Raw genomic sequence first — 24,141 nt, 5'->3', positions numbered from 1 at the left:
TAAAAAACCCCGGCTCGCCGGGGTTTTTTATGTCTGCCAGAAACTTACCGGAGGCAGGCGGGCACTCAGCCGCCCCTGCCACCACAAGGCCCACCAGCCGCTTTCCATCAACTGCGCAGACGACGCTTGGTCAATAGTCCCGCGGGCAGCACGTCCTTCACCATATTGCGCAGTGCCGAAGGTAACGCCAGCATCACCGGCGTCACAATCAGCGTGAGCAGAGTGGAAAAGCTGAGGCCGTAAACGATTGCACTGGCCAGCTTCACCCAGAATGACGCGATTACACCATTCACCACAATGTCGCGACCAAGCATATCCACACTCACCCCCAGGGCCAGGGGCAGCAATCCAAGAATCGTGGTGGCGGTAGTGAGAAATACCGGGCGCAAGCGCTGCGCCGCAGCCTTGACCGCCGCCGCACCGGGGCTCAGCTCGGGATCGGCCTTGCGTACAAAGTTATAGGTATCAATCAGTACAATATTGTTATTCACCACAATACCGGCCAGCGCCACAATACCTACCCCGGTCATGATGACACTAAGGGTCGACTGGGTAAGGGTCAGCCCAAGCAACACACCGGCAGTGGACATAATCACCGAAGAAAGAATCAACGCAGACTGATAGAAGCTATTGAACTGGGTGACCAGTAAGATGAACATCAGGAACAGAGACAAGGAGAATGCCACCTGTAAAAATACCAGAGTCTCGCTCGTTTCTTCATCCGCACCCCGGTAGAGCAGATCGACATTGCCATCGATCGGGTGCTGCTCCAGCCAAAGACGAATCTCACGTACTTTGTCGTCCGCCAGAACACCATCCTCAACATCAGCCTTGATCTGCATACGGGTAATGCCATCAATGCGCTCAATCTTATCCACTCTGGGCCCCGCCACGGTGGATACAAAGCTGCTGACCGGTACAGCGCCTCCCGGCGTGTTTACCTTGAGCTCGTCCAGAGCAGTTATACCGCGAGCATAATCCGGATAGCGGATACGAATATCTACTTCCTCATCGGAATCATCCGGGCGATATTCCGCCATCAATACGCCATTGGTTACCAGCTGCACAGCGCGTCCCACGCCGGTAAGATCCGCCCCGTAGAGTGCCGCCTTTGATCGGTCGACCTTAACTTCCCACTCAATACCCGGTAGCGGAGCCGTATTCACAACATCCCGCAGCCCATCCAACTCGTTCTCCAGCGCCCGATGCAGGCGCCAGGTTTCTGCCAGCAGGCTATCGTAATCGCGGCTACGCAATTCAAGTACGATGGCCTTACCCACGGGCGGGCCGCCTTCAAACGCCTTGGCACTGGTCTTGATACCCGCAAAGCCCGCTGTACGCTGACGAATATCCGCAAAAATGTCCCGACTTTTGCGATCTCGCAGATCCGTCGGCTGCAACTCAACTAATAGGCTGGCAATTTGATCCGGTGACCTGTCTTGATTGCCGGAAATACCGCCCGAACCAATCGAGGTATACACCACACGCACCTCAGGTACCTGCATCACTGCCTTTTCGACTTGAGTAACCAGGGCGCGCTTTTCCTCCAGAGACAGATTTCCCAGCGCTCGCACTTCAACGTTACCGTATTGTTCTTCGGTTTCGGTGAAATACTCCATTCCCGGATTAAAGGCACTAAAAGCAATAAAGATCCCCACCAGTACCGCGATGGTGCCACCAAAAGATATCAGCGGGTAGCGCACAACTGATGTCAGCATGCGGGCATAAAAGCCAGTGACTCCCCCTAATGCGCTCGGGTCGCCATGCTCCAGTTGCTTGAGATGCTGCTGTGAAGCCAGATCAACGCGGCCCTTGCCAAATACCGACCCCACTACGGGTGCAAAGAACAGCGCGTAAACCAATGATCCCGCCAGTACGGAAAACACGGTTACCGGCAAGAAGCGCATAAAATCGCCAACTACACCGGGCCAAAAGATAATTGGGAGGAAAGCGGCGAGGGTGGTCCCCGTTGACGCGACAACCGGCCAGAACATTCGGCGCACCGCAATGGAGTAGGCCGCGCGTGCTGACAACCCTTCAGCCATCTTGCGATCGGCAAATTCAGTGATCACGATTGAGCCATCGATCAGCATACCGAGGGCCAGCAACATGCCGAACATGACCATGAAGTTAAACGAATAACCCAGGTACCAAGTAATGATGAAACCGAACAGCAATGAGAAGGGAATCCCCAGGCCCACCAGCAATCCGGAACGGAAACCAAGCGCGGACACCACAATGATCATCACCAGCAACATGGCGGTGAGGATATTGCCCTCCATCTCGCTTACCATGTCCCGCGCCCAATTGGACTGATCAAATACAAAATCGACCTTTACCCCGCGAGGTAAGAACTCTCGTTCGGCATTTACCACCTCACGGACTTTGTCTGCCAGGTCCACAGAGCTGGCACCCGTGCGCTTTTCCACATTGACCGACAGGCCCTGCTGCCCATTCACACTGGTGTAGCTGGTGGCGTCCTTAAAGGTTCGCCGAATATCGGTGACCTGACCAAGGGTCACAACGCCATCATCCGATTGTTTGAGCGGGATCTGATATACATCACTGGCCGACTCGATCAACCCCGGTACCTTCACCGAGAAGCGCCCCTTGCTGACATCCATCTCGCCCGCCGGGATCAGCAAATTGTTCCCCAGCACAGCATTGATGAGCTCACCACTGGTTATCTGGTAATGCTCAAGCCGCACCGGGTCAATGATGGCTTCAACAACCTCCTCGCGACTACCGTTGATATCCGCGCTCAGTACTTCACTAACGTTTTCAATTCTGCGTTTCAGTAGTTGCGCGCTGCGCAGCAGTTCGCGCTCACTGGCACCCTCACTAGCCAGGGTTACCACAATCGTCGGGAACGGCTGCGCCGATGCCTCCTCCACGACTGGTTCGTCCGCATCCCGCGGCAACTCTGCCTTGGCACGATCAACGGCGTTGCGCACATCATCTACTGCAATATCGATATCGATCGCAGAGTCAAACTCAATGACCAGGTATACCAACGACTCCCGCGCATTGGCGACAACTTGCTCGACACCCTCAAGCGAGCGAATTTCCTGCTCCAGCGGGCGAATCAGCAAGCGCACCCCATCTTCCGGAGAAATCCCTTCATGCCGCACCTGCACAATCACGATCGGCGGGTTAACTTCCGGACTGGACTCCACCGTCATGGCTCCACGGGCAGCGATCCCCATGATGACGATGAGCAGCATCAAGCTAATACTGCTGCGGAAGCGATCAATAGCGCCGTCCAAGAGTTTCATTACAGTGACTCCCCGGAAGCCTGCGCAGCCTGTTTCACAGAAACCGGTTCAGATTCTGGTTCGACTGCACTGAGAGGGGCCGGCAAATCACCACCGGTCTCTTCCAGCTCTACGTCGACCTGCTCACCGACACTGACATACTCCTGGCCCACGGTTACCAGCAAGGCACGCGGTGACAACCCGGTAACCCAAACGCCGTCGCTTTCATCACTGACCAATTGGACATTTCGCAATACGACACGTTTATCCTGGTCGAGCACTTTCACTGCCAGAAGGCCGGCGTCATCCAGGGTTAACAGGGAAGAATTGATCCGGTGGGCCAACACCTCGCCCGTTGGCAGCGCCATACGCGCACTGATGCCGCTGCGCAGAGCACCGTCGTCATTTGCCACCGCGACTTCTACGCGATAGGCGCGGGTCACTGTGTGCGCCTGTTGGCTCACGTAACGCAGGCGACCATCAAGAATCTGCCCATCCTGCATTTGGGCATTGGCTGGCGCCCCCAGCTTAAGGCTGCCCACCTTGGCTTCGGAAACCTCTCCCACAATCAACATGGGATTCAGGTCGAGAATGGTTGCGCACTCCTCGCCACGGCGAACAAAATCCCCCAGTTCCACCGGTCGGCTGTTCACAACTCCGTCAAAGGGCGCGCGAATCTTCAGGTTTTGCACGTCCAGCTGGGCTCGTTTCAGGTCTGCGCGGGCGTTGGCCAGAGCAACTTCCTGCTGGGCCATTTGCGTGCCTGATTGCAGGCCGCGTCCCTTGAGCTTTTGTGCGCCGGCAAAATCCAGCTCCGCTTTCTTTAATGACGCGCGAGCGCGCGCCAACTTTTCCGGGCGATCTTCCGCGGCAATCTCACAAATGACGTCGCCCTTGGCTACATACTGTCCTTCATCGACCGGAAGCCCCGCCACCGCGCCGTCTAGCTCGGCTCTCAGCTGCACACTCCGATTGGCCTCACTGCGACTATTGACCACCACCCGCGTGGTATACGGCTGAGCCTCAATGTAGCGCCCACTGATCTTCACGCGCTCTGCCGGTATCGCAGATGCACTCTTTGCGACCTCCGCTTCAAGTAGCGCTTGCTTCTCGTCCTTGAGCAATATGCCACTCAACAGCCACAGCGCGGCAAGGCCACTCACGATGGTTGCCATGCGATAGTTACGTTGCCGCCAGAAGCCCAACAGAAAGTTCATAACTGCATTCCTGTCTGCAATTTAAAATTGATAGGAGATTTTATGCACAATTCTTGATCGAAACAGCGCCCAAAACTGCCGAATTACGAAATCCGCAGGGGATTTTAGAGGGGCGAACAGCCTGCTGTACCTGAGATTGGTCAACTCTCGGGTACTTTTCACAGTTACTTCAGGTCTGATCAGGTTTTGGCATGGCCTTGGAGACGGCCAAAGGCAGTCCCACGCACGCATCCGGTAATGGACATTGTACGCAGGAAAATGAGAAAGGGTTCACCCTTTATGTAGTGAACCGGTAGGGCACACGCGGTCAGGAGAGTATGGATTCCAGGAAGTCGGACATGTCCGATTCTTCCGCGGCGAGCTGGCCGCTGCCGAATTCGGCATTCCAGTCCAGCAGGATGCGAGCCAGATCCCGCGCCTGGTCCGCTAGCGCTACCAGCTCTTCTTTACAGTTTTTCGGGCCGGTGTAGAGCTTCAGGCGACGGTGGCTGTTGGCCAGCTCATGGGTCGGGTATTTGGAACGATAAACCTCAAGCTTCCAGCGCAGCGAATGCACCATATTGCGATAGAAGACCAGCTTGGTGGGCAGCTGCAGCAGGGAAAAGTCCTCTAGGTCGCCAAACAAGGTGCAATCCACCGCAAGCACCTGGATTTCCTGGCCGACCGGCGCCCCCACAATGGTCGCGCTACGGGGTTCTGCCAGCAACATCGACAGGTCACCAAACACTTCACCGGGGCGAATCTCCGCAAGCGGGCGATCACCACTGGCTGCCGCTGCATCGTCCACGTGTACCTGCAACTCCCCGCGCACCAGGAAATACACCCACTGATCCACATCGCCACAGTGCAACAGTGCCTCTCCAGGATTCAGCGAAACCAGACGTGAGCGCTTCAGCAATACGTCGTATTGCCACTCGCTGGTGGCACGAATATCACGAAAGAGATGAATGACATTTAGTAGGCGGTCCACCGCGTCGCGGGGAAAATCACTAAGCGCTTTGTAATCCATGGAAATCTTGAATATTGCGTTGTGTTACCGGCAGCTGGAGCCAGTCTCGCAGTAGTTTAACGGCGCACCTTGTTTGCACATATCCACATGCACAGTGCACCACCAGAACACGCATTCTAGGTGCAAACAACGATGTGTCTGCCCCTGAATACAGGGAAATTAAAAAAACGAGACATTTTACCCACTTCAGGGTTGAACTCCATTGCAGTTACAGTAGAGTTGGGTGGACCCTGGAAAAGTATCAAGGTAGTTGTGCGGCAATTTGCCAACCTGAAAATACCTGTCTTTCCCCGGGCCGCACCTTTCGGGGGGAGGGTGCGAAAGAAGCAATGAGCATTCCTTGGGGTACAAGAACTAAGCTCAGCGCTTTTCTGCCGGTTTCTGCCCATCCGGCCAAAAGCCACAATAGATACCATTAAAATGAACTCGACAAAAATCGTCATTGCCCTGATGCTGTTCGCCTCGGCCATGACAGCAAGCGCGGCTTCGCTCCTTAATGGGCTCGCCCTGGAGCAACAATTCAATAAAGATCGCTACTTCGTTGCTATTTATTCTGACCAGCTTGCCGACAACACCAGCACACTGCTCGACAACAATGTATCGCGCAGCCTGCAAATTCGTGTGATCGCAGACCGGCTGTCCGCAAGGCGCCTGCGCAACCAGTGGATGGAAAGCATCGCCATTAACAACCCAAGTGATACGCTCACCGGTCAAGCCAACAACATGGTGACCTTCGCCAATCTGTTTAAAGGGCGCTTGATGAGCGGTGATCGCCTGAGTATCGATTACGCCCCTGATACCGGGGTAACGTCCATCTCCCTGAATGACATCATGTTGGGCATGATTGAAGATCGCGCATTCTTCAACACCCTGCTTCGCGCCTGGGTCGGACCGGTACCACCATCCACCGAGTTCCGCGACAATCTTATTGCCGCAGGCGACGTCGACTCTGGCTTGCTCACTACCTATGAATCCTTGCAGCCGGGTGCGGCACGTGTGGCGCAGGTAGCGGCCATGCTCGACGAGCAGGAAGCGGTGAAAGAAACCAAAGCCGCAACCCCTGAGCGTGCGACCGCGGCAAAACCCAAGCTGACCGCAAATATCCCACCACCGACGCTGGCAGCAATGGGCACCGCGGCAATACAAAAGCCAACGGTACAAGCTGCGCAACCTGCGTCAGAAGAACCCACACCTTCCCGAACCCAGCCTCAGGTTGCAGCCACCCCCTCGTCGCAACCCAAGCCGTTGAAGCCGACCACGACCCGCCCGGCGACACCACCGGCTGAAGAGGAAGAGTTAGAAGAAGAGGAAGAAGCACCTCTGACCGCAGATATGATTCTGGCACGCCAGATTTACCACTCCATGCTGCTGCGCCACACCTTCAAGCACATCCGCTACCCGAAACGCGCCCAGGATCGCGGCCAGGAAGGCAGCGTGCGCCTGAACGTCACAATCGACAACAAAGGCAATGTAACCAGTGTGGCTACTGTCCAGGAGTCCCGTTACTCCAGTCTAAACCGCGAAGCGCTTGAAGCGGTGGAGCGCGCCGGACCTTACCCGGCCACCCCCGCCCAGCTCAAGATGGAGGAATACCGCTTCTCGGTGCCGATTACTTTCCGCCTGCCGGACTGAACCTCGGCTTCAAGATCCACATACCCCAAAAAAAGCCCCGTACTCGGGGCTTTTTTTTGCCCGCTTACTCGCTCCCCCTCGCTTATTTCCATCGCCCACGGGCTACAACTCACCGCACGCGTGCTTGCCGTAGTCGCCCCGCCACACATACTATGCAGACTGCACAGACTCTATCCGAGCCATACATTGGACGGTCACTCAACCAATAAAAAGCCCAAAAGGCCCAACATGAAGAAACTGCTTTTACCACTGGCTATCGCCACAGCCATTACCGCCACCGGCGGCTGCGCCAAACCGGAGAACGGAAGCGCTGAAATCGCCGCTGCCAAGCCCAGCGCTGAGCAAAGTGCTGAGCAAAGCTCTATCGCACACACCACCCTTGGCTCCGGCATCGACCTGAGCGCCATGGACACCAGCGTACGCCCCCAGGATGATTTCTTTTCCTACGTAAACGGAAATTGGATTAAAAATACTGAAATCCCCGCAGACAAATCCCGCTGGGGCGGTTTCAGCATGCTACGCGACAAGGCCACCGAAGAGGTGAAGGGCCTGATCATGGAGGCCAGCGAAAATGCCAACAGCGCGGGCGCCAAGCAAATCGGTGACCTGTACAACAGCTTCATGAATGAAGAGCTCATTGAGAAGAAAGGTGTTAGCGCCATCGCATCCGAACTGGCCAAGGTCGATGCGATTGAGTCTCTCAAAGACCTGGGTGACTTCTTCGCTTATGCCGACACCGTTGGTTATGACGTGCCCTTCGGTGGCTACGTGTATCAAGACCTGAAACAGGTAGAGAACTACATTACCTATATTTCCCAGGCCGGACTCGGACTGCCCGACCGCGATTACTATTTTGATGATTCAGAGAAGGGCCAGAAGCTCCAGCAAGCCTACCGCGAATTTCTGGTAGAAATGCAGCAAATTGCCGGCCTGGAGAACGCCGAACAATACGCGGAATCCCTTTACGAATTGGAAAAAAGCCTGGCGGAACATCACCGTACGCGCGTGGAAAACCGCGACCCGGTGAAATCGTACAACAAGAAAACCCTCGCCGAACTGAAGACCTTGATGCCTTCGTTCGACTGGGATAGCTACCTGCAGAAAGCGCACCTGGAAAAAGCCGATGCCTTTATTGTTCGCCAGCCCGAGTACCTGGAAGCGGTAAATACCATCATCGCAGATACCGAGCTGGACACCTGGAAACGCTACCTGAAGCTTAAGGTGCTCTCCGCAGCAGCACCTTACATGCATAGTGAAATTGCCCAGGCCAACTTCGACTTCTATGGCACCACCATTCGTGGCACCAAGGAAATGGAGCCGCGCTGGAAGCGCGCGGTACAATTCGTAAATGGCTCCGCGGGTGAACTTGTCGGCCAACTGTATGTAGAGAAATACTTCCCACCGGAAGCCAAAGCGCGCATGGTCAAATTGGTGGACAACCTGAAAGCCGCTTACAAGGAATCCATCGAATCACTGACCTGGATGAGTGAGGACACCAAGAAGGAAGCGCTGACCAAGCTGGCGAACTTCACAACCAAAATCGGTTACCCGGACAAGTGGCGCGACTACAGCGAGCTGCAGGTCGAAGCGGACAATCTGGTGGGCAACGCCATCGCCGCAACCCTGTTCGACACCCTGAACGACCGCAACAAACTGGGCAAGCCCCTGGACCGCGGCGAGTGGCATATGAGCCCGCAAACCGTAAACGCATACTACAATCCGCCGATGAATGAGATTGTGTTCCCAGCGGCAATCCTGCAGCCACCGTTTTTCAATATGAATGCGGACGACGCCGTGAACTATGGCGGTATCGGCGGTGTGATTGGCCATGAGATTGGTCACGGCTTTGATGACAAGGGCTCCAAGTTTGACGGTAAGGGCTACCTGAATAACTGGTGGACCGATACCGACCGCGACAACTTCGAGCAATTGACCGGTAAGCTGGTGGCGCAGTATCAGGGCTTCCAGCCACTCGACGGCGAGCACATCAATGGCGAGCTGACCCTGGGTGAAAACATCGGTGACCTGTCTGGTCTCGGTATTGCCTACAAAGCCTACAAGATGTCCCTGAATGGCGAGGAAGGCCCGGAAATCGATGGCTTCACCGGTGATCAGCGTGTCTTCATGGGGTGGGCCCAGGTGTGGCGTAGCAAAATGCGCGACGAAGCCCTGAGCGAGCGCCTGAAAACCGACCCGCACTCACCGGCCAAATACCGCGTACAGGGCGTTGTACCCAACATCGAAGCGTTCTATAGCGCATTTGATGTGAAGGAAGGCGACGGTATGTACCTGCCCAAGGAAGAGCGCGTAGAGATCTGGTAAGTTATTCCTCTACCCTTTGCCGAAAAGCCCCGCTCCGCGGGGCTTTTTTATGCCTGCAACAGCTGCCCCTTGCGTCGCGGATGACTTACCATGGTTTGCAAAGAACGCCTGCAAGCACGAAGGAGGCCACCGTGGCCCACAAGAACCAGTTACAGCTACTCGCCAGCCGTCGCTTTCTACCATTCTTTTGCACCCAGTCACTGGGCGCCTTTAATGACAATGTGTTCAAAAACGCATTGATCGTGATGATTGCCTTTCGCCTGGCAACCGACGAGGCGAACTTCCTGATTAACCTCGCTGCGGGCCTGTTTATCCTGCCGTTTTTCCTGTTTTCCGCCACCGCCGGTCAGGTGGCGGACAAGGTGGATAAAAGTGTACTGATCCGTCGTATCAAGCTGGCCGAGATAGGCATTGTGCTGCTGGGCATTGGCGCGCTGTATAGCGGCAACAACTATCTATGCCTGGGCGTGCTGTTCTTGCTCGGCGTCCAGTCGGCCTTCTTCGGACCCGTGAAGTACGCGATCCTGCCACAGCATCTGCAGAAGACAGAGCTGGTAGGCGGCAACGCACTGGTGGAAATGGGCACCTTTGTCTCCATCCTGACCGGCACCATCGTCGGCGGCCTGCTGGCGGGGTACACCGGCGAAGGTCAATCCGGGCTGTTGTGGATTTCTGCGGTGCTACTGACCACAGCCATTTCCGGTTATCTGGTATGTCGAGAAATACCCGCGGCGGCAGCACCCGTCCCCGACCTCAAGCTCAACTTCAACCCGGTTACTCAGGTTGGCCAGGTACTCAAAGAAGCCGTGAAAAAGCCAGCGGTGTTTTACGCCATCATTGGGATTTCCTGGTTCTGGCTACTGGGAGCGGCCTACCTCACGCAAATCCCCAGTTTGACCCGCAATGTGCTGGGCGGCAGCGAGTCACTGGTCACCCTGCTGCTGTGCTGCTTTACCATTGGTGTAGCGGTTGGGTCACTGCTGTGTGGGCGCCTGTCCGCCGGCCGCGTGGAACTCGGGCTGGTGCCGATCGGTGCCGCCGGTTTAACGCTGGTGGGCATGCTGCTAGCCTCAGCCACCGGTAACTATCAACCTCCAGCTGAAACCACGGTCGCCGCCTTCTGGGCCAGCGACGGCTCACTGGGTATTCTGATCAACCTGACATTGATCGGTATTTTCGGCGGCTTTTTCATCGTCCCGCTTTACGCAATGATGCAGGAGCGCTCCGAGGCCAGTATCCGCGCGCGCATCATATCCCTCAACAATATCTTCAATGCGCTCTTTATGGTGATGGCGGCGCTACTCGGTATCGTCTTCCTGAATGTTCTCGGAGCCACGATTCCACAGTTTTTCCTAGTGATCACCCTGATGAATGCGGCGGTGGCGATCTTCGTATTCACCAAGGTACCCGAATTCGCCATGCGCCTGCTCATCTGGCTACTGTCTCATACCATGTACCGGGTAAAACACGAGGGGCTGGAGCGCATTCCGGCGGAAGGAGCGGCCATCATTGCCTGTAACCATGTGAGCTATGTGGATGCGCTGCTGCTGGCTGGAGCGGTGCGCCGTCCCATTCGCTTCATCATGTACAAGCCCATCTATCAAATTCCGGTTCTGCATTTTATTTTCAAAACCAGTCGCGCCATTCCCATCTGCTCCAGGCAGCAGGACCCGAAGGGCTACGCAAAAGCTTTTGAAGACATCGAACAGGGGTTGAAAGACGGTGACTTGCTGTGCATTTTCCCCGAAGGGCAGCTCACCCAAAATGGTGAGCTACAACCGTTCAGGGCGGGGATTGAAAAGATACTGGAGCAGACCCCGGTACCAGTTATTCCCATGGCACTAAGAGGATTGTGGGGGAGTTTTTTCAGCCACAAGGACGGCCATGCATTCAGCACACTGCCCCGGCGTTTTTGGTCGCGAGTCTGTGTTGTGGCAGGAAAACCGGTTGAGGCCACCTACGCGAACGCCGAGGTATTACAGGAAACCGTACTGGACTTGCGCGGCAACCACCGTTAGATCGGTATCCAATATGTTCTGCACACATAGCCCCAAACTCAATAGGCCTGAAAACAAAAAAGCCGCGTCGATTTACGACGCGGCTTTTTATTTGAGAACAGCCAATCATTACAGTGCGGCAGTGACACCGTCGTAATTGGGCTCGTCAGCGGTTTCCGCGACCTGCTCGGTATAAATAACCTTGCCAGTTTCATCAATCACCACGACAGCGCGCGAGAGCAAACCGGTTAGCGGCCCTGTTGCAAAAGCAACACCGTAGTCCTTACCAAAGTGTGAACGGAATGTAGAACCCAGCTTCACGTTTGCAATTCCCTCAGCGCCACAGAAGCGTGTCATCGCAAATGGCAGGTCCGCGGAGATACAAACCACCACGGTATTTTCCAGCGCAGCAACCTGCTCATTGAAGGTACGCACCGAGGTTGCACAGGTAGGGGTATCTACCGAAGGAAAAATATTTAAGACCACGCGCTTGCCTGCCAGGTCCTGTAGCGTCAGGTCTGAAAGGTCTCCCTGTGCGAGGGTAAAGGCGGGCGCCTGGCTGCCGACCTGAGGTAAGTCACCCACGGTGGTAATGGGGTTTCCTTGTAAAGTAACATTGGCCATTGTGTATTCCTTGACTTGCCGGTTGAATGTGTACGCAGCATGACTAGCAGGTTGGGTATTGTCAATCGCGCGCCCGCTCACCGGCAGACAACAAAAAACCCCGCATAGCGCGGGGTTTTTAACAGTCTGGATAGGTCCGCAATTTATTCCGCGGTGGGAACGCGACCAAAATCGCCTTCCATTTCCGCAGCCAGGAACGACATCACCACCCAGGCGGCAACATTCTGCTTCAGGTTATCCGGATCGACTTTATCCAAAGTGTCATTCGGTGTGTGATGATAATCAAAGTAGTCGGTGCCATCCTGGTACAGCCCCATCGCCGGGACACCGCGCGCAACAAATACACTGCTGTCTGGGCCACCGTAGCTTTTGTTGTTTCCGCGCTCAATACCCAGCGGCGCAAGCAACTGCATCATCTGGTCGGCAATCACAAACTTGCTCTCTGGGATACGCGTATCAAAGCGCCAGATTTTGCCCGCGCCGAAGTCCGATTCGGACACCATGATAATTTTATCCAGCATATCCTGGTGCGCGTCCACATACTGTTTTGCACCTACCAGGCCGATCTCTTCAGCGCCAAACAGAACCACTCGCAGAGTGCGACGAGGGCGCTGAGGCAATTCTGAAATCAAACGCGCGGTTTCCATCACAATCGCCACACCAGCACCGTCATCCAGTGCACCGGTACCTTCGTCCCAACTATCCAGGTGCGCACCAATAAGAACCACTTCTTCGGGCTTGTCGCGGCCAACCACTTCACCAATCACGTTAAAGGAAGGACCATCGGCCAGAGGGGCATTGTGCACATCAAGCTTCACCTGTACCGGCTTACCACGCTTCAGCATGGCCTCCAGCAGGTTCGCATCCGGGGCCGACAAGGCCAGGGCAGGCACTGGGTTGGCCACGCCATCCACAGACATCATGCCGGTATGGGCAAACCGGTCGGAATCGGTACCGACCGAGCGCAGCAGCATAGCCGCGGCGCCTTTTTCCGCTGCCGCACGCATGCCCTTGCTGCGTCCCTGCGCTGCCGGTCCATAGCCTTCACCGGTACGCGCACGTTCCATTCGCTTGTTGATAAAAGCGATTTTGCCCTCTACTGTGCTTGCTGGTGCCGCCATCAAGGCTTCCACATCGGGAAAAGGGACGATCTCTGCCGTCAGGCCGCCTTCCGGTGTGGATGCGCCGTACCCCAGAGAAGTTACTACCAGAGGCTGGGGATAGGGTGCGGTTACCTCGGCGTGCGCGTGGCCGCGCGCCCAGCGCTTTACATCGATCTGTTCGGTGTACACACGATCAAAGCCGAGGTCTTTCATTTTTTGCTGGGCCCAGGCTACCGCGCGCTCATCACCTTTGGTACCGGCGCGTCGCGGGCCCACTTCCACAGTGAGAGACTCCACCAGGCTGTAGGCGTCTGAAGACGCCAGCGCGCGATCTCTAAGTACCTCCGCCACGGACAAATCTTCTTTCTTCAATGGCGCAGCGTGCGTGGCAGCGACCACCAACATTGCCGCTAAACCGCCGCTCATGGTCACAACAGGTTTCAACAGGTGCTTAAACATGATTTCTCCAGTACTACTTATGGATAGTTATTGTTATTCGACAAAACGATTTTTAATCTATAGCTTCGGCAGTGAAAGTAGACGTTCGCGTACGTCACGCAAACGCCGAATACCCTCATCGGAAAACAGGTAGGGCATTTTTCCCGTGTACTCGTCTTCCTCGATACTTAAACACTCTAGCCGCAAGCGTTCCAGCGGAGGGTCGTGACGCATCGGGTAACCGGTCAGCACGCGCCACTCATTGTCGTCGGCCTGCCCCGCAATCACATCCTCCAGACCCTGCTGGAATTGCGCACGCTCCATGCGGAAACGAGGCGTACGCATATGCATCAACCCCCAGACTACGAGTGCAAAAACCGCAAAAGTCAGCCCGATGGTGATAAACAGGTTCATTCGTTACCAACAAGTTCCGTTTGATTTTCCGGGTTGCGCCCACGGTACTTGCTGAAACGCCGCTGCACTTCCTGCATGTCGGCCTCGAAATTACCGGTGGTGCGATACAGCGAGTCGATACAGATACGCTTGGTAGGGAAATCCCAGGCAATCAGCAATACCGGCACGTCCGCCGCATGTGCGATCCGTAGGAAACCGTTTTTCCATTTGCTCGCTTTTTTGCGCGTACCTTCCGGGGTGAGCGCCACCCACATTTTCTCATTTTGCTTGAACTGGTTTGCCACCTGTTTAGCCATACCACCCGCTGCGGAACGGTCGGTGGGGATACCACCGAGCCACATAAACAGTCCCTTGAACGGGAAAAAGAAAGCCTCTTTTTTCATTAACCAGGAGGCTTTCAGCTTCAGCGCCATGATAAACGGCATTGCTACCACAAAGTCCCAGTTGGACGTGTGCGGGGCCAGGGCCACCATCAACTTTTTTTCCGCGGGGAAGTTACCGTCAAAGCGCCACCCCAATAATTTGACAATCAAAAGTCCGAGGCCCTGAGTGAACCAATTGCCGGCGCGCGGCATTTCTTCAGGTAACGATGTAGGAATCGTGGTTTTCTTTACTGCTGTCACGGTAACAATCTCTCAAAAATTAAGCGGATTCCAATCCGGATTAATGTTCGCGGGTCGCATAGAAGCGCACGTCCGGGTAACGCTCTTCCGCCAGTTGCAGGTTCACGCGGGTCGGGGCCAGGTAGGTCAAATGGCCGGCGCCATCCACAGCCAGATTGATGCTGGCTTTGCGTTTGAAGTTCTCCAGCTCCTTGGCACTTTCACTATCTACCCACCGCGCCGTATTCACATTCACATTTTCGTAAATCGCTTCCACCTTGTACTCGTCTTTCAGGCGATATGCCACCACTTCGAACTGCAGCACCCCCACAGCACCGACGATGATGTCATTGTTATCCAAGGGGAAAAACACCTGAGTCGAGCCTTCCTCGGACAGTTGCTGCAGGCCTTTTTGTAACTGCTTCAGCTTTAGCGGATCTTTCAGGCGGATACGACGAAACAGCTCCGGCGCAAAATTGGGAATGCCGGTGAATTTGAGGGTTTCGCCCTCGGAAAAGGTGTCGCCAATCTGGATGGTGCCATGGTTGTGCAAGCCGATGATATCGCCGGCAATGGCTTCCTCCACATGGGTACGATCACCGGCCATAAACGTAACGGCATCGGCAATCTTTACATCTTTGCCGATGCGCACGTGCTTCATTTTCATACCGCGGTTGTAGGTACCGGAACAAACACGCATAAAGGCAATACGGTCGCGGTGCTTGGGGTCCATGTTGGCCTGGATCTTAAATACAAACCCGCTGAACTTACCCTCTTCCGGCTGTACCTCACGCTCATTGGTCTGGCGTGATTGCGGACCCGGCGCCCACTCGACAAATCCGTCCAGCATTTCGCGAACACCGAAGTTACCCAGCGCGGTACCGAAAAACACCGGGGTCAGCTTGCCGGCGCGGTAGGCCTCCAGGTCAAACTCATGGGTGGCACCACGGACAAGATCGATTTCTTCGCGGATCTCCTCGGCATCCTCGCCCAGCAACGCAGTGGCCTCGTCGGAATCCAAGCCCTTGATCTGAATATCTTCGGGAATGGTGTGGCCCTGGCCCTGCTGGAACACATGGATCGTGTCGGTGTACAAGTTGTACACGCCCTTGAAGAGCTTGCCGGAGCCCAGCGGCCAATTGATGGGTGCCGCCTGAATATTCAGCACCTCTTCAATTTCATCCATCACTTCGATGGGATCGCGGATATCGCGATCCAGCTTGTTGATGAACGACAGGATCGGTGTAGTTCGCAGACGGCATACGTTCATCAGCTTAATGGTGCGATCCTCGACACCCTTGGCGCCATCAATCACCATCAGCGCCGAGTCCACCGCGGTCAGTACGCGATAGGTATCTTCGGAGAAGTCCTCGTGCCCAGGGGTATCCAGCAGGTTTACCACGCGCTCCTTGTAGGGAAACTGCATGACCGACGAGGTTACGGAGATACCCCGCTCCTGCTCCATGGTCATCCAGTCCGAGCGCGCGTGGGGCCCCTTCTTGCCCTTTACGGAACCCGCTAGCTGAATCGCATTTCCGAACAGCAGCAACTTCTCGGTCACGGTAGTCTTACCGGCGTCCGGGTGAGAAATAATCGCGAAGGTACGGCGGCCGTTAATGCCCGCCAGAGATGAAGATTGACCCATAATGCAAACAATCGAACTGGATAAAAAACAGTCGGGCATTATACACGTCGGCACACATCTCTGGGGCTGTTAGACTGCAAAAACCCAACCGGTCTGACGCCGGTCAATCCGGACCACCGAGGACTTCTGGTCAAGCGCCCTCGATACTACCGACAGAGATGAACAATGAGTCAAAAAAACTTGCAGGCCCTGCAGCGGGCCCTGGCAGAGCAGCAGGTTCAGGGATTTCTGGTACCCCGCTGCGATGAATATCAAAATGAGTATGTACCGGCTGCAGACGAGCGCCTGGCCTGGCTCACAGGCTTTGACGGGTCAGCGGGCCTTGCCGCCCTCGCTCACGCGCGCACGGCACTGTTTGTCGACGGCCGCTACACGCTGCAGGCACAGCAACAGATCGGGGACCAGCCCATCGAGCAACAGAGCCTCGCCGCAACCGACATCGCCCACTGGCTCTGTGACGCCCTCAAGCCCGGCGACACCCTCGGCTTCGACCCGCGCCTGCATACGGAGCCCGGACTTGCCCCCCTCAAACAGCGCCTGAGTGAGCAGGGTGTTGAGCTGAGGGCACTGGATACTAATCCAATAGACCAGATCTGGCCGGACCGCCCCGCCGCTCCTAGTAACATGGCACTGCCACACCCCAAAATCTTCACCGGTGAGGACTCACAGAGCAAGCGGCAGCGTATTGCCGAGGAGCTCAAGCAGAAACAACAGCATGCCCTGTGGCTCGCTAACCCGGAAGTCTGCGCCTGGCTGTTCAATATCCGGGGAAGCGATATCCCCCACTTGCCAGTCGCGCTAAGCATGGGGTTCCTGTATCAGGATGGGTCCGCCACGCTTTATCTTGCCGCCGACGCCAACAGCGAGGCACTGCAAAAGCACCTCGGCAGCGAGATCGAAGTCGTGCACGACAAAGACAGTCTGTTCAGCGCAGCCGAGCGGCAGCATGTGCAGAGTGTTTGGGCCGACCCGCAGCTAACCAATTGCTGGACTCTACAGCAGTTGCGCGCGCGGGATATTCAGGTTCAGCGTTCGCGCGACCCGATTACCGCCGCCAAAGCGCGTAAGAACGCCACCGAGCTGGAAGGCAGCCGCGCGGCACACGTGCGCGATGGTGCCGCGCTGTGCGAATTTCTCGCGGCACTCCCGGAAGCTGTAACCCAGCAGAGTTTTGGCGAGATCGAAGCCGTTCAATTGTTGCGCAGCAAACGCGAGCAGCGAGAAGGCTTTACCGACGACAGCTTTGATTCCATCTCCGGCTACCGCGGCAATGGCGCCATCGTCCACTATCGAGTCACCCCGGAGTCGAGCCTGCCCATGAGTGCGGAGGGAATCTACCTGATCGATTCCGGCGGCCAATACCCGGACGGCACCACCGACGTCACGCGCACCGTGGCCCTAGGGGCCCCGTCTCAGTCCGCGCGCGATCACTTCACCCGTGTGCTCAAGGGGCACATCGCCATTGCCACGCTGAAGTTCCCCACGGGCACCTGCGGCGAACAGATCGACGCATTCGCACGCAAGCCGCTATGGGATGCCGGGCTCGATTACGCCCATGGCACCGGGCACGGGGTTGGCAGTTTCCTGAGTGTGCACGAAGGGCCACAGAGAATCGGCAAGGTCACCACCAATGTGGCTTTGGAAGCGGGCATGATTGTCTCCAACGAACCGGGCTTTTATCTGACCGATGAGTACGGCATTCGCATCGAGAATCTGATTTTCGTCAAAGAGCGGGATGGCTTCCCGGGGTTCCTGGAGTTTGAGGATTTAACCCTGGCACCCATCGACCGCCAGCTGATCAATGCGGACTTGCTGAGTGACGCGGAGCTGCAATGGTTGAATGACTACCATGAAAAGGTGCACACCACTCTTGCCAATCACGTGGACGAGCATACTCGAGCCTGGCTGGCCGAGGCCACCGCACCTATTACACAGGAATAAAACACGCTTGTTTGGTAGCGGCGCTGCTTAACCGAGCGCCGCGAGCGCATCCTTGGCATATTGTCGCAAATGTTTGCGCAGCCACCACCAGGCAACCAGCCCCAGCACCAAATTGGATAGCAGCGTTGCCAGAAACAGCCCGCTGATGCCCCAGATCTGATTCCCCAGCCAAGCCAAAGGCAGATAAACCCCCAGTACCCGCAGAAACGAAATCAGAGTCGCCGGGAGCGGGTGTCCGAGGCCATTAAAGGCGGCGTTCGCAGACATCACAAAACCGTAGCCCGCGTAGCTAAATGGCACCAGATAAAGATAGGATGTGGCCACATCGAGCACTTGCGGGGAGTCACTAAACAGCCCTGCGATCAGGCCGCCCACTAACCAGAGCAACAGGCTGAGCACCACACCAAACACCAGACAGAATCGCGCAAGCACCGACACCGTTTCATCCAGACGCTGCAATTTACCGGCGCCGGCATTCTGCCCCATAAACGGCCCGACCACAGACGACAAGGCGTAAAAGACAATCAGTGCCAGTGGCTCGATACGCAGCGCAATTCCCAGCCCCGCCACCGCATCTGCGCCATGGGCGGCGACCAGCGCCACCACAACACCACCGGACATGGGAATAATGACGTTGGTCGCGATGGCCGGCAGTCCGATGTGCAGCAAACTGGACCAGGAATCTTTCAGCGCAGCCCAGTTCGCGGTTGGCATGGCGAGCAAGTGCTCACGTCGCGCGAGGATATACATTGCAACAAAAAAGCTAACCCCGCGGGAAATAACCGTCGCCAGGGCTGCGCCCTGCAACTCGAGACGCGGGAAGCCAAGCAGTCCGAAAATGAGCAGCGGATCCAGGATCAGGTTAAACAACGCGACCCCAAGCATGATGCGACCGGTCACGGAACTGTTGCCGATGCCGCGCAGTGCAGACAGGGCGACCATGGGCACCACGGCAAACACTGCCCCCACATACCAGGGCAACATATAGTCGGTAATCAGTGGCAGCAGGCGCTCTTCTGCCCCCAGTAGCCGAAATAGCGGTTCAATAGTGAGCAGCCCGGCAATACTCACCACCACCGCGATCAGCATGGCAAGCACCGTGGCATCGGTAACCAGACGGCGTACCCGCTGCATATCTCTGGCACCGTAGGCCCGCGCGACCACCGAAGACATGCCGGCACCAAGACCAATAGCCAGCGCATTGATCACCATCACTACCGGGAAGGTAAAACTCATTGCCGCGAGGGGCCCATCCCCGAGCTGGGCGACGAAATAGGTGTCCACCACGTTAAATGACATGGTCGCGAGAATGCCCCACACCATCGGCAAGGCAAGTCGCCGCAAATGCGCTGCGACGGAACCTTCGAGCAACGAAGGCTGTGATGTATGGGATGGCATGCTGATTCCGGACTTCAAGCAAGGAAATGGTGTGATGGCATATCCGCGGCCCACGGTCTAGATACCCGCATCGCGCTCACCTTTATACGCGGGCTTACAATATCAGACTCATCAGCAGTGCGTCTTCACGCGTACCATCGGATTTTGGATAGTAATTCTTACGGCGCCCATCTTCCGAAAAGCCGAGCTTGTGATACAGGGCACGCGCCGAGCGGTTGGATGCTCTCACTTCCAGCAGGACCCGGGCAATGTCATCAGGGCATTGAGCGAGAACACGCTGTAAAAGCTGTGTTCCCACACCCCGGTTTTGCCACTCCGGGGCAACGGCCACATCGAGGACTTCAATCTCATCAAACAAACGACTCGTTACACAGCAGGCAACGAGGCTCGAGCGCCGCTCGTCCTCGACTTCCGGAGCACGGAGTACCCAGCATCGATGGCCGCTACCCAGGCTGTCCCGGTATTGCTGGGCGCTCCAGGGATGGCTGTGTGCACCGCGAGCGAGTAGCGCAAGAGCATCGCAATCGCCCTCTTCTGCGCGCACAAACGTGAGGTCAGCAACACGGGGACCAGAAGAAGGTGGGAAGGATGAGGAGTTCAAAGGCCTGTTTCCGTGATCAACTTGCGCGGGGCAAGCGATGAGGCAGGTTATTGGCTGCGGGTTTGCTCAGGATACAGCTTGCGCAGTAGCTGCCAGACATCGCGCTTGCGAGCGGGCTCCGTCAGCAGCTCGGTAAGACTTGGCAGGGCCACAACCGAAGTGCCATCCCAGTCCGCGACCGAATCATCCAGGGGAACAGGCGCACAGAAGGACTGTGCCTGCTCACCCATCAACCAGATGGACTTAACCGATTTCCGTGCAGAAGCCGCCTCCAGCCAGCTGCGACAGGTTTCGCGGGCATCACTGGCGCCCGCGGCCATGGCAAATGGGTTTTCAGCCAGCGGCCACTTCAATTTGTCGCGCTGGGAGGGTAGCTGGTGCCAGCCCAGTGCCCGCGCCATATTCCCGAACAGGGATTCCACTGGCAGAGCACTACCCGGCTCACGGCTGTCCACGGCCAGCAACTCTTCGCCGAGCCACCAGCAACTGAGAATAAACGGGGCTACCGGTTTTTCCGGGGCTGCTACCGGAGCGGATTGCACCTGCGGTTCGGGCGACTTGGTTTCGGCAGTAATGCGACCGATGACCCGCTCCACGCCCTCTTGGCTTTGAGCGGGCGCAGGCGCCGATGGCGCGGTCGACGACCTGGATTCCTGAGCGACATCGACGCCGATGGATTGCATGAGCGCCGCAGCAGTCGCAGGGCGCCCACCCTCCACCACAGCCTCTGCCGGTGGAGGCAAAACGGCCTGAACAGGTTGCGGAGCCAGAGGCAGACAGAACCTGGGCATATAGCTGGTAACACCCAGCGCCGTCAGGTATTCGGTCCGTTGTAGCTCGTTCACTCTAATCTCCGCTTGTTCGCTCAGACGCCTTCCGGCTTTCTGCTTTTACTGGCGAGCAAGTTTAACGCATCCAGATAGGCTTTGGCGGAAGCGACCAAAATATCGGTATCCGCACCTACACCGTTCACCAGCTTGCCGTCACGCTCAAGGCGCACCGTCACGCTGCCCTGGGAGTCGGTACCCTGGGTTACCGCATTTACGGAATACAGTTTCAGGTCTGCATTGCTGCCAACCACAGACTCAATGGCCTTGAAGGTCGCATCCACCGGACCGCTGCCCTCCGCATTGCAAGAGCGGTTTTCACCGTCGATCTTCAATTCCAGCCTGGCCTGAGGGTTACTACCACTTTTGCTGCGCACCTCAAGGTCCACCAACTGATAATGCTCGACTGGCTCGGCAGCACCGGAAATCAACGACTGCAGGTCTTCATCGAAGATCTCGTGTTTCTTGTCTGCCAAATCTTTGAAACGCTGGAACAGCACATTAAATTCTGCTGAATCGGCAAAGGTAACACCCAGCTCTTCGTAGCGCGCTTTTACCGCTGCACGACCGGAGTGCTTACCCAGGACCAAACGGTTCTGTCCCCAGCCCACATCCTCTGCGCGCATGATTTCGTAGGTTTCACGATGCTTGAGAACGCCGTCCTGGTGAATACCCGACTCGTGCGCAAATGCATTGGCACCAACGATGGCTTTGTTCGGCTGTACCGGGAACCCGGTGATGGAAGAAACCAGACGGGAAGTGGGCACAATGTGGCTGGTATCGATACGGGTTTCCACCGGGTACAGATCCTGACGGGTACGCACCGCCATCACGATTTCCTCGAGCGAAGCGTTCCCGGCACGCTCACCCAGGCCGTTGATGGTACATTCCACCTGACGCACCCCATTCATTACCGCGGAGAGGGAGTTGGCCACTGCCAGCCCCAGGTCGTTGTGACAATGGGTGGAAAAAATTGCCTTGTCCGAGTTCGGCACATTCTCGATCACGCGCTTGAACATAGCGCCGTACTCACCCGGCTCACCGTAGCCAACCGTATCGGGGATATTGATGGTGCCGGCACCCGCCTTGATCACCTCTTCGATGATGCGGTACATAAAGTCCGGCTCTGAGCGACTGCCGTCCTCCAGCGAAAATTCCACATCGTCGGTAAACTGGCGCGCGGTCTTTACCGCTTCCACTGCCTGACGCAATACATCCTCAGGCTCCATTTGAAGTTTGTACTTCATATGGATGGGGGATGTCGCAATAAAGGTATGGATACGCGACGCATTGGCGTTTTTAAGCGCCTCTCCCGCACGCGCAATATCCGGCCCTACCGCACGAGCGAGGCTGCATACGCGTGAATCCTTTACGGTTTCCGCAACCGCCTGCACCGCTTCGAAATCGCCCTGACTCGCGATCGCGAAACCGGCTTCAATCACGTCGACACGCATGCGCTCCAACATCGTCGCGATACGAATCTTTTCTTCTTTGGTCATGGATGCGCCAGGGCTCTGTTCGCCATCGCGCAAGGTGGTATCAAAAATGACTAACTTATCTTTATTAGAGTTCATGAGGGCTCTTCTCCTAGTCTGGCCCGAGGCTAAACAGCGCAATTGTCGCTGTCTACGCGCTACTCAAATTAAGTACGGAATTCTGTTGAGACGTGTGGGGATAAAATTATATGCCGCAGCGCGGCAGTCGTAGCGGGCTAGCTAGTCGTAGAAGGGCAGCAGTGGACTTCGCCATATCGGCAGAGAGGTGGAAGTTGCTGGCACTGGCAACGGTACATGCGGGGAATTGAGACCTCGCGACCGTCACATTCGGCTGGACTCTGTCCATGGATTGCTTGCGAAACATGGCTGCATCATATTCCTGATTGAAAACCTAGCGTGTATAACCCGGCACCCACATCAACCTACGTGCATATACGCACCGGGAAACAGGACTATAAGCTTCAATCAAGCAGGATATCAACAGCCATCCTACCAATCTGGAAATTAGAGCAAGTCAAAACAAAAAATGACTCCCTAAATGACCCATAAACGGATAAGCATCCTAGTATCGATTTATTCGCCTATGTGTATTACCTGATGCGGCAGTGACACCCACCGCACTCCAGCCAGACTCTTATAGCAGTTTTTCAATATCAGCCGCGATCGCCGACGGCTTATCTTTAGGCGCAAAGCGGTTCACCACTTCGCCATCGCGGTTGACCAAGAACTTGGTGAAATTCCATTTGATACCCTCGGTACCCAGGATACCCGGAGCCGCCTGCTTCAGGTGGGTAAACAGGGGGTGGGCATTGGTCCCATTAACATCCAACTTGGAGTAAACCGGAAAGCTGACACCAAAGTTGAGTGAGCAGAACTCCTGGATTTCGCTGTCCGAGCCAGGCTCTTGCTGGCCAAACTGATTACACGGAAACGCCAGTACTGCGAACCCCTTATCTTTGTACTTCTCGTACAGCTCTTCCAAGCCCTGATATTGAGGAGTAAAGCCACACTTACTGGCCGTGTTTACGATCAATAGTACCTTACCCTTGTACTCCTCCAGGGTGGACTGTTTACCATCACCGCCTTCAACGGGAATGTTAAATATCTCGGACATAATTGACTCCTATGCGGGTCCTTGGTCATTTCCTAATTCGCAATATAAACGCCTCATAAAAATCCGCAAGGGATCGCACAGGCGCTGCAACACCACGTACGTCCAGCAGACCATTGTGGATTGATTTAATAAACAATTTCAGACTTATACACAGCACGGTTACACACAGAAACCTTGGACAGAGTTGTGGGTAACTACGGGATATTCGATGGGAGTGGCGTGATTACTGGGGTTGCGGCGGCGCCTAAAAAACCATCATTGCGATTTGGGGATAAAACCCGCGAGGACTTACTCAATTTCAGGCTGTGGATAGGCGGTTACTACAGGTTTTTCCCACAGCGTAAAAGAAAAAAGGCCGTACAGTTTCCTGTACGGCCTTTTGGATTTGAAGCCTGACGATGACCTACTCTCACATGGGGAATCCCCACACTACCATCGGCGATGTTGCGTTTCACTTCTGAGTTCGGCAAGGGATCAGGTGGTTCCACAACTCTATGGTCGTCAGGC

At 55.9% G+C, this 24,141-nt stretch carries 17 protein-coding genes and 1 rRNA gene; 4 read left to right on the top strand and 14 right to left on the bottom strand.

Annotated features, from left to right (window positions below; all coding sequences use genetic code 11):
* Positions 1-107: 107 nt before the first annotated feature.
* The 3 genes from LCM31_RS12860 to LCM31_RS12850 form a co-directional block, all read right to left on the bottom strand.
* Positions 108-3,275: an efflux RND transporter permease subunit gene (locus tag LCM31_RS12860; protein WP_224870717.1), complete on the bottom strand. Its 3,168-nt coding sequence runs from the start codon at positions 3,273-3,275 to the stop codon at positions 108-110.
* Positions 3,275-4,471, bottom strand: coding sequence for an efflux RND transporter periplasmic adaptor subunit (locus LCM31_RS12855; RefSeq protein ID WP_224870715.1), 1,197 nt, complete (start codon positions 4,469-4,471; stop codon positions 3,275-3,277). Before LCM31_RS12855 ends, LCM31_RS12860 begins: the two co-directional genes overlap by 1 nt.
* 307 nt (positions 4,472-4,778) lie before the next feature.
* Entirely contained in the window at positions 4,779-5,480 is a 702-nt protein-coding gene (locus LCM31_RS12850; RefSeq protein WP_224870714.1) for a cyclic nucleotide-binding domain-containing protein, read from the bottom strand.
* A 420-nt stretch (positions 5,481-5,900) separates the two neighbouring features.
* Between LCM31_RS12850 and LCM31_RS12845 the strand changes: the two genes are divergently transcribed.
* From LCM31_RS12845 to LCM31_RS12835, 3 genes are all read left to right on the top strand, one after another.
* On the top strand, positions 5,901-7,112 hold the full coding sequence (locus LCM31_RS12845; RefSeq protein ID WP_224870712.1) for a TonB family protein: 1,212 nt from the start codon (positions 5,901-5,903) through the stop codon (positions 7,110-7,112).
* Positions 7,113-7,340: 228 nt separating this feature from the next.
* Positions 7,341-9,434 (top strand): M13 family metallopeptidase, encoded by a 2,094-nt coding sequence (locus LCM31_RS12840; RefSeq protein WP_224870710.1) that lies wholly within the window; start codon positions 7,341-7,343, stop codon positions 9,432-9,434.
* A gap of 131 nt (positions 9,435-9,565) precedes the next feature.
* A complete protein-coding gene (locus LCM31_RS12835) occupies positions 9,566-11,452 on the top strand; it encodes an MFS transporter (RefSeq protein ID WP_224870709.1) in 1,887 nt (628 codons plus the stop codon).
* A gap of 108 nt (positions 11,453-11,560) precedes the next feature.
* On the opposite strand, the gene tpx is transcribed toward LCM31_RS12835, so the two are convergent.
* The 5 genes from tpx to prfC all read right to left on the bottom strand — a co-directional run bounded on the left by tpx (position 11,561) and on the right by prfC (position 16,257).
* A complete protein-coding gene (tpx, locus tag LCM31_RS12830; protein WP_224870707.1) occupies positions 11,561-12,055 on the bottom strand; it encodes a thiol peroxidase in 495 nt (164 codons plus the stop codon).
* 143 nt (positions 12,056-12,198) lie between these two features.
* On the bottom strand, positions 12,199-13,617 hold the full coding sequence (locus LCM31_RS12825; protein ID WP_224870705.1) for a M20/M25/M40 family metallo-hydrolase: 1,419 nt from the start codon (positions 13,615-13,617) through the stop codon (positions 12,199-12,201).
* 57 nt (positions 13,618-13,674) lie between these two features.
* Complete coding sequence (locus tag LCM31_RS12820; RefSeq protein WP_224870703.1) at positions 13,675-14,010, bottom strand: hypothetical protein; 336 nt, start codon at positions 14,008-14,010, stop codon at positions 13,675-13,677.
* Positions 14,007-14,633 (bottom strand): 1-acyl-sn-glycerol-3-phosphate acyltransferase, encoded by a 627-nt coding sequence (locus tag LCM31_RS12815; RefSeq protein ID WP_224870702.1) that lies wholly within the window; start codon positions 14,631-14,633, stop codon positions 14,007-14,009. Before LCM31_RS12815 ends, LCM31_RS12820 begins: the two co-directional genes overlap by 4 nt.
* 40 nt (positions 14,634-14,673) lie before the next feature.
* Entirely contained in the window at positions 14,674-16,257 is a 1,584-nt protein-coding gene (gene prfC / locus LCM31_RS12810) for a peptide chain release factor 3 (protein ID WP_224870700.1), read from the bottom strand.
* 165 nt (positions 16,258-16,422) lie between these two features.
* On the opposite strand from prfC, the gene LCM31_RS12805 reads away from it, so the two are divergent.
* On the top strand, positions 16,423-18,198 hold the full coding sequence (locus tag LCM31_RS12805; RefSeq protein WP_224870698.1) for an aminopeptidase P family protein: 1,776 nt from the start codon (positions 16,423-16,425) through the stop codon (positions 18,196-18,198).
* A gap of 27 nt (positions 18,199-18,225) precedes the next feature.
* Here the strand turns inward: LCM31_RS12805 and LCM31_RS12800 are convergent, their stop codons facing one another.
* The 6 genes from LCM31_RS12800 to rrf all read right to left on the bottom strand — a co-directional run bounded on the left by LCM31_RS12800 (position 18,226) and on the right by rrf (position 24,140).
* Entirely contained in the window at positions 18,226-19,596 is a 1,371-nt protein-coding gene (locus LCM31_RS12800) for an MATE family efflux transporter (protein ID WP_224870696.1), read from the bottom strand.
* A 94-nt stretch (positions 19,597-19,690) separates the two neighbouring features.
* Positions 19,691-20,197, bottom strand: a complete 507-nt coding sequence (gene rimI, locus LCM31_RS12795; protein ID WP_224870694.1) for a ribosomal protein S18-alanine N-acetyltransferase — start codon at positions 20,195-20,197, stop codon at positions 19,691-19,693.
* Positions 20,198-20,244: 47 nt separating this feature from the next.
* A complete protein-coding gene (locus LCM31_RS12790) occupies positions 20,245-21,042 on the bottom strand; it encodes a hypothetical protein (RefSeq protein WP_224870692.1) in 798 nt (265 codons plus the stop codon).
* A 20-nt stretch (positions 21,043-21,062) separates the two neighbouring features.
* Entirely contained in the window at positions 21,063-22,598 is a 1,536-nt protein-coding gene (locus LCM31_RS12785; RefSeq protein ID WP_224870691.1) for a 2-isopropylmalate synthase, read from the bottom strand.
* A gap of 556 nt (positions 22,599-23,154) precedes the next feature.
* Complete coding sequence (locus LCM31_RS12780) at positions 23,155-23,634, bottom strand: glutathione peroxidase (protein WP_224870689.1); 480 nt, start codon at positions 23,632-23,634, stop codon at positions 23,155-23,157.
* 390 nt (positions 23,635-24,024) lie between these two features.
* Positions 24,025-24,140 (bottom strand): 5S ribosomal RNA (gene rrf, locus LCM31_RS12775).
* Position 24,141: the final 1 nt, after the last annotated feature.

The sequence above is a fragment of the Microbulbifer agarilyticus genome, assembly GCF_020171345.1.
Classification (GTDB): domain Bacteria; phylum Pseudomonadota; class Gammaproteobacteria; order Pseudomonadales; family Cellvibrionaceae; genus Microbulbifer; species Microbulbifer agarilyticus_D.
This window is presented reverse-complemented; position numbering and strand designations above follow the sequence as displayed.

Bases quoted from the DNA above. Each gene is read 5' to 3' on its own strand.
- LCM31_RS12805 (WP_224870698.1), top strand. From the start codon at position 16,423: ATGAGTCAAAAAAACTTGCAGGCCCTGCAGCGGGCCCTGGCAGAGCAG.
- LCM31_RS12825 (WP_224870705.1), bottom strand. From the start codon at position 13,617: ATGTTTAAGCACCTGTTGAAACCTGTTGTGACCATGAGCGGCGGTTTA.
- LCM31_RS12780 (WP_224870689.1), bottom strand. From the start codon at position 23,634: ATGTCCGAGATATTTAACATTCCCGTTGAAGGCGGTGATGGTAAACAG.
- LCM31_RS12840 (WP_224870710.1), top strand. From the start codon at position 7,341: ATGAAGAAACTGCTTTTACCACTGGCTATCGCCACAGCCATTACCGCC.
- tpx (WP_224870707.1), bottom strand. From the start codon at position 12,055: ATGGCCAATGTTACTTTACAAGGAAACCCCATTACCACCGTGGGTGAC.
- prfC (WP_224870700.1), bottom strand. From the start codon at position 16,257: ATGGGTCAATCTTCATCTCTGGCGGGCATTAACGGCCGCCGTACCTTC.
- LCM31_RS12800 (WP_224870696.1), bottom strand. From the start codon at position 19,596: ATGCCATCCCATACATCACAGCCTTCGTTGCTCGAAGGTTCCGTCGCA.
- LCM31_RS12785 (WP_224870691.1), bottom strand. From the start codon at position 22,598: ATGAACTCTAATAAAGATAAGTTAGTCATTTTTGATACCACCTTGCGC.
- LCM31_RS12850 (WP_224870714.1), bottom strand. From the start codon at position 5,480: ATGGATTACAAAGCGCTTAGTGATTTTCCCCGCGACGCGGTGGACCGC.
- LCM31_RS12845 (WP_224870712.1), top strand. From the start codon at position 5,901: ATGAACTCGACAAAAATCGTCATTGCCCTGATGCTGTTCGCCTCGGCC.
- LCM31_RS12860 (WP_224870717.1), bottom strand. From the start codon at position 3,275: ATGAAACTCTTGGACGGCGCTATTGATCGCTTCCGCAGCAGTATTAGC.
- LCM31_RS12855 (WP_224870715.1), bottom strand. From the start codon at position 4,471: ATGAACTTTCTGTTGGGCTTCTGGCGGCAACGTAACTATCGCATGGCA.
- LCM31_RS12820 (WP_224870703.1), bottom strand. From the start codon at position 14,010: ATGAACCTGTTTATCACCATCGGGCTGACTTTTGCGGTTTTTGCACTC.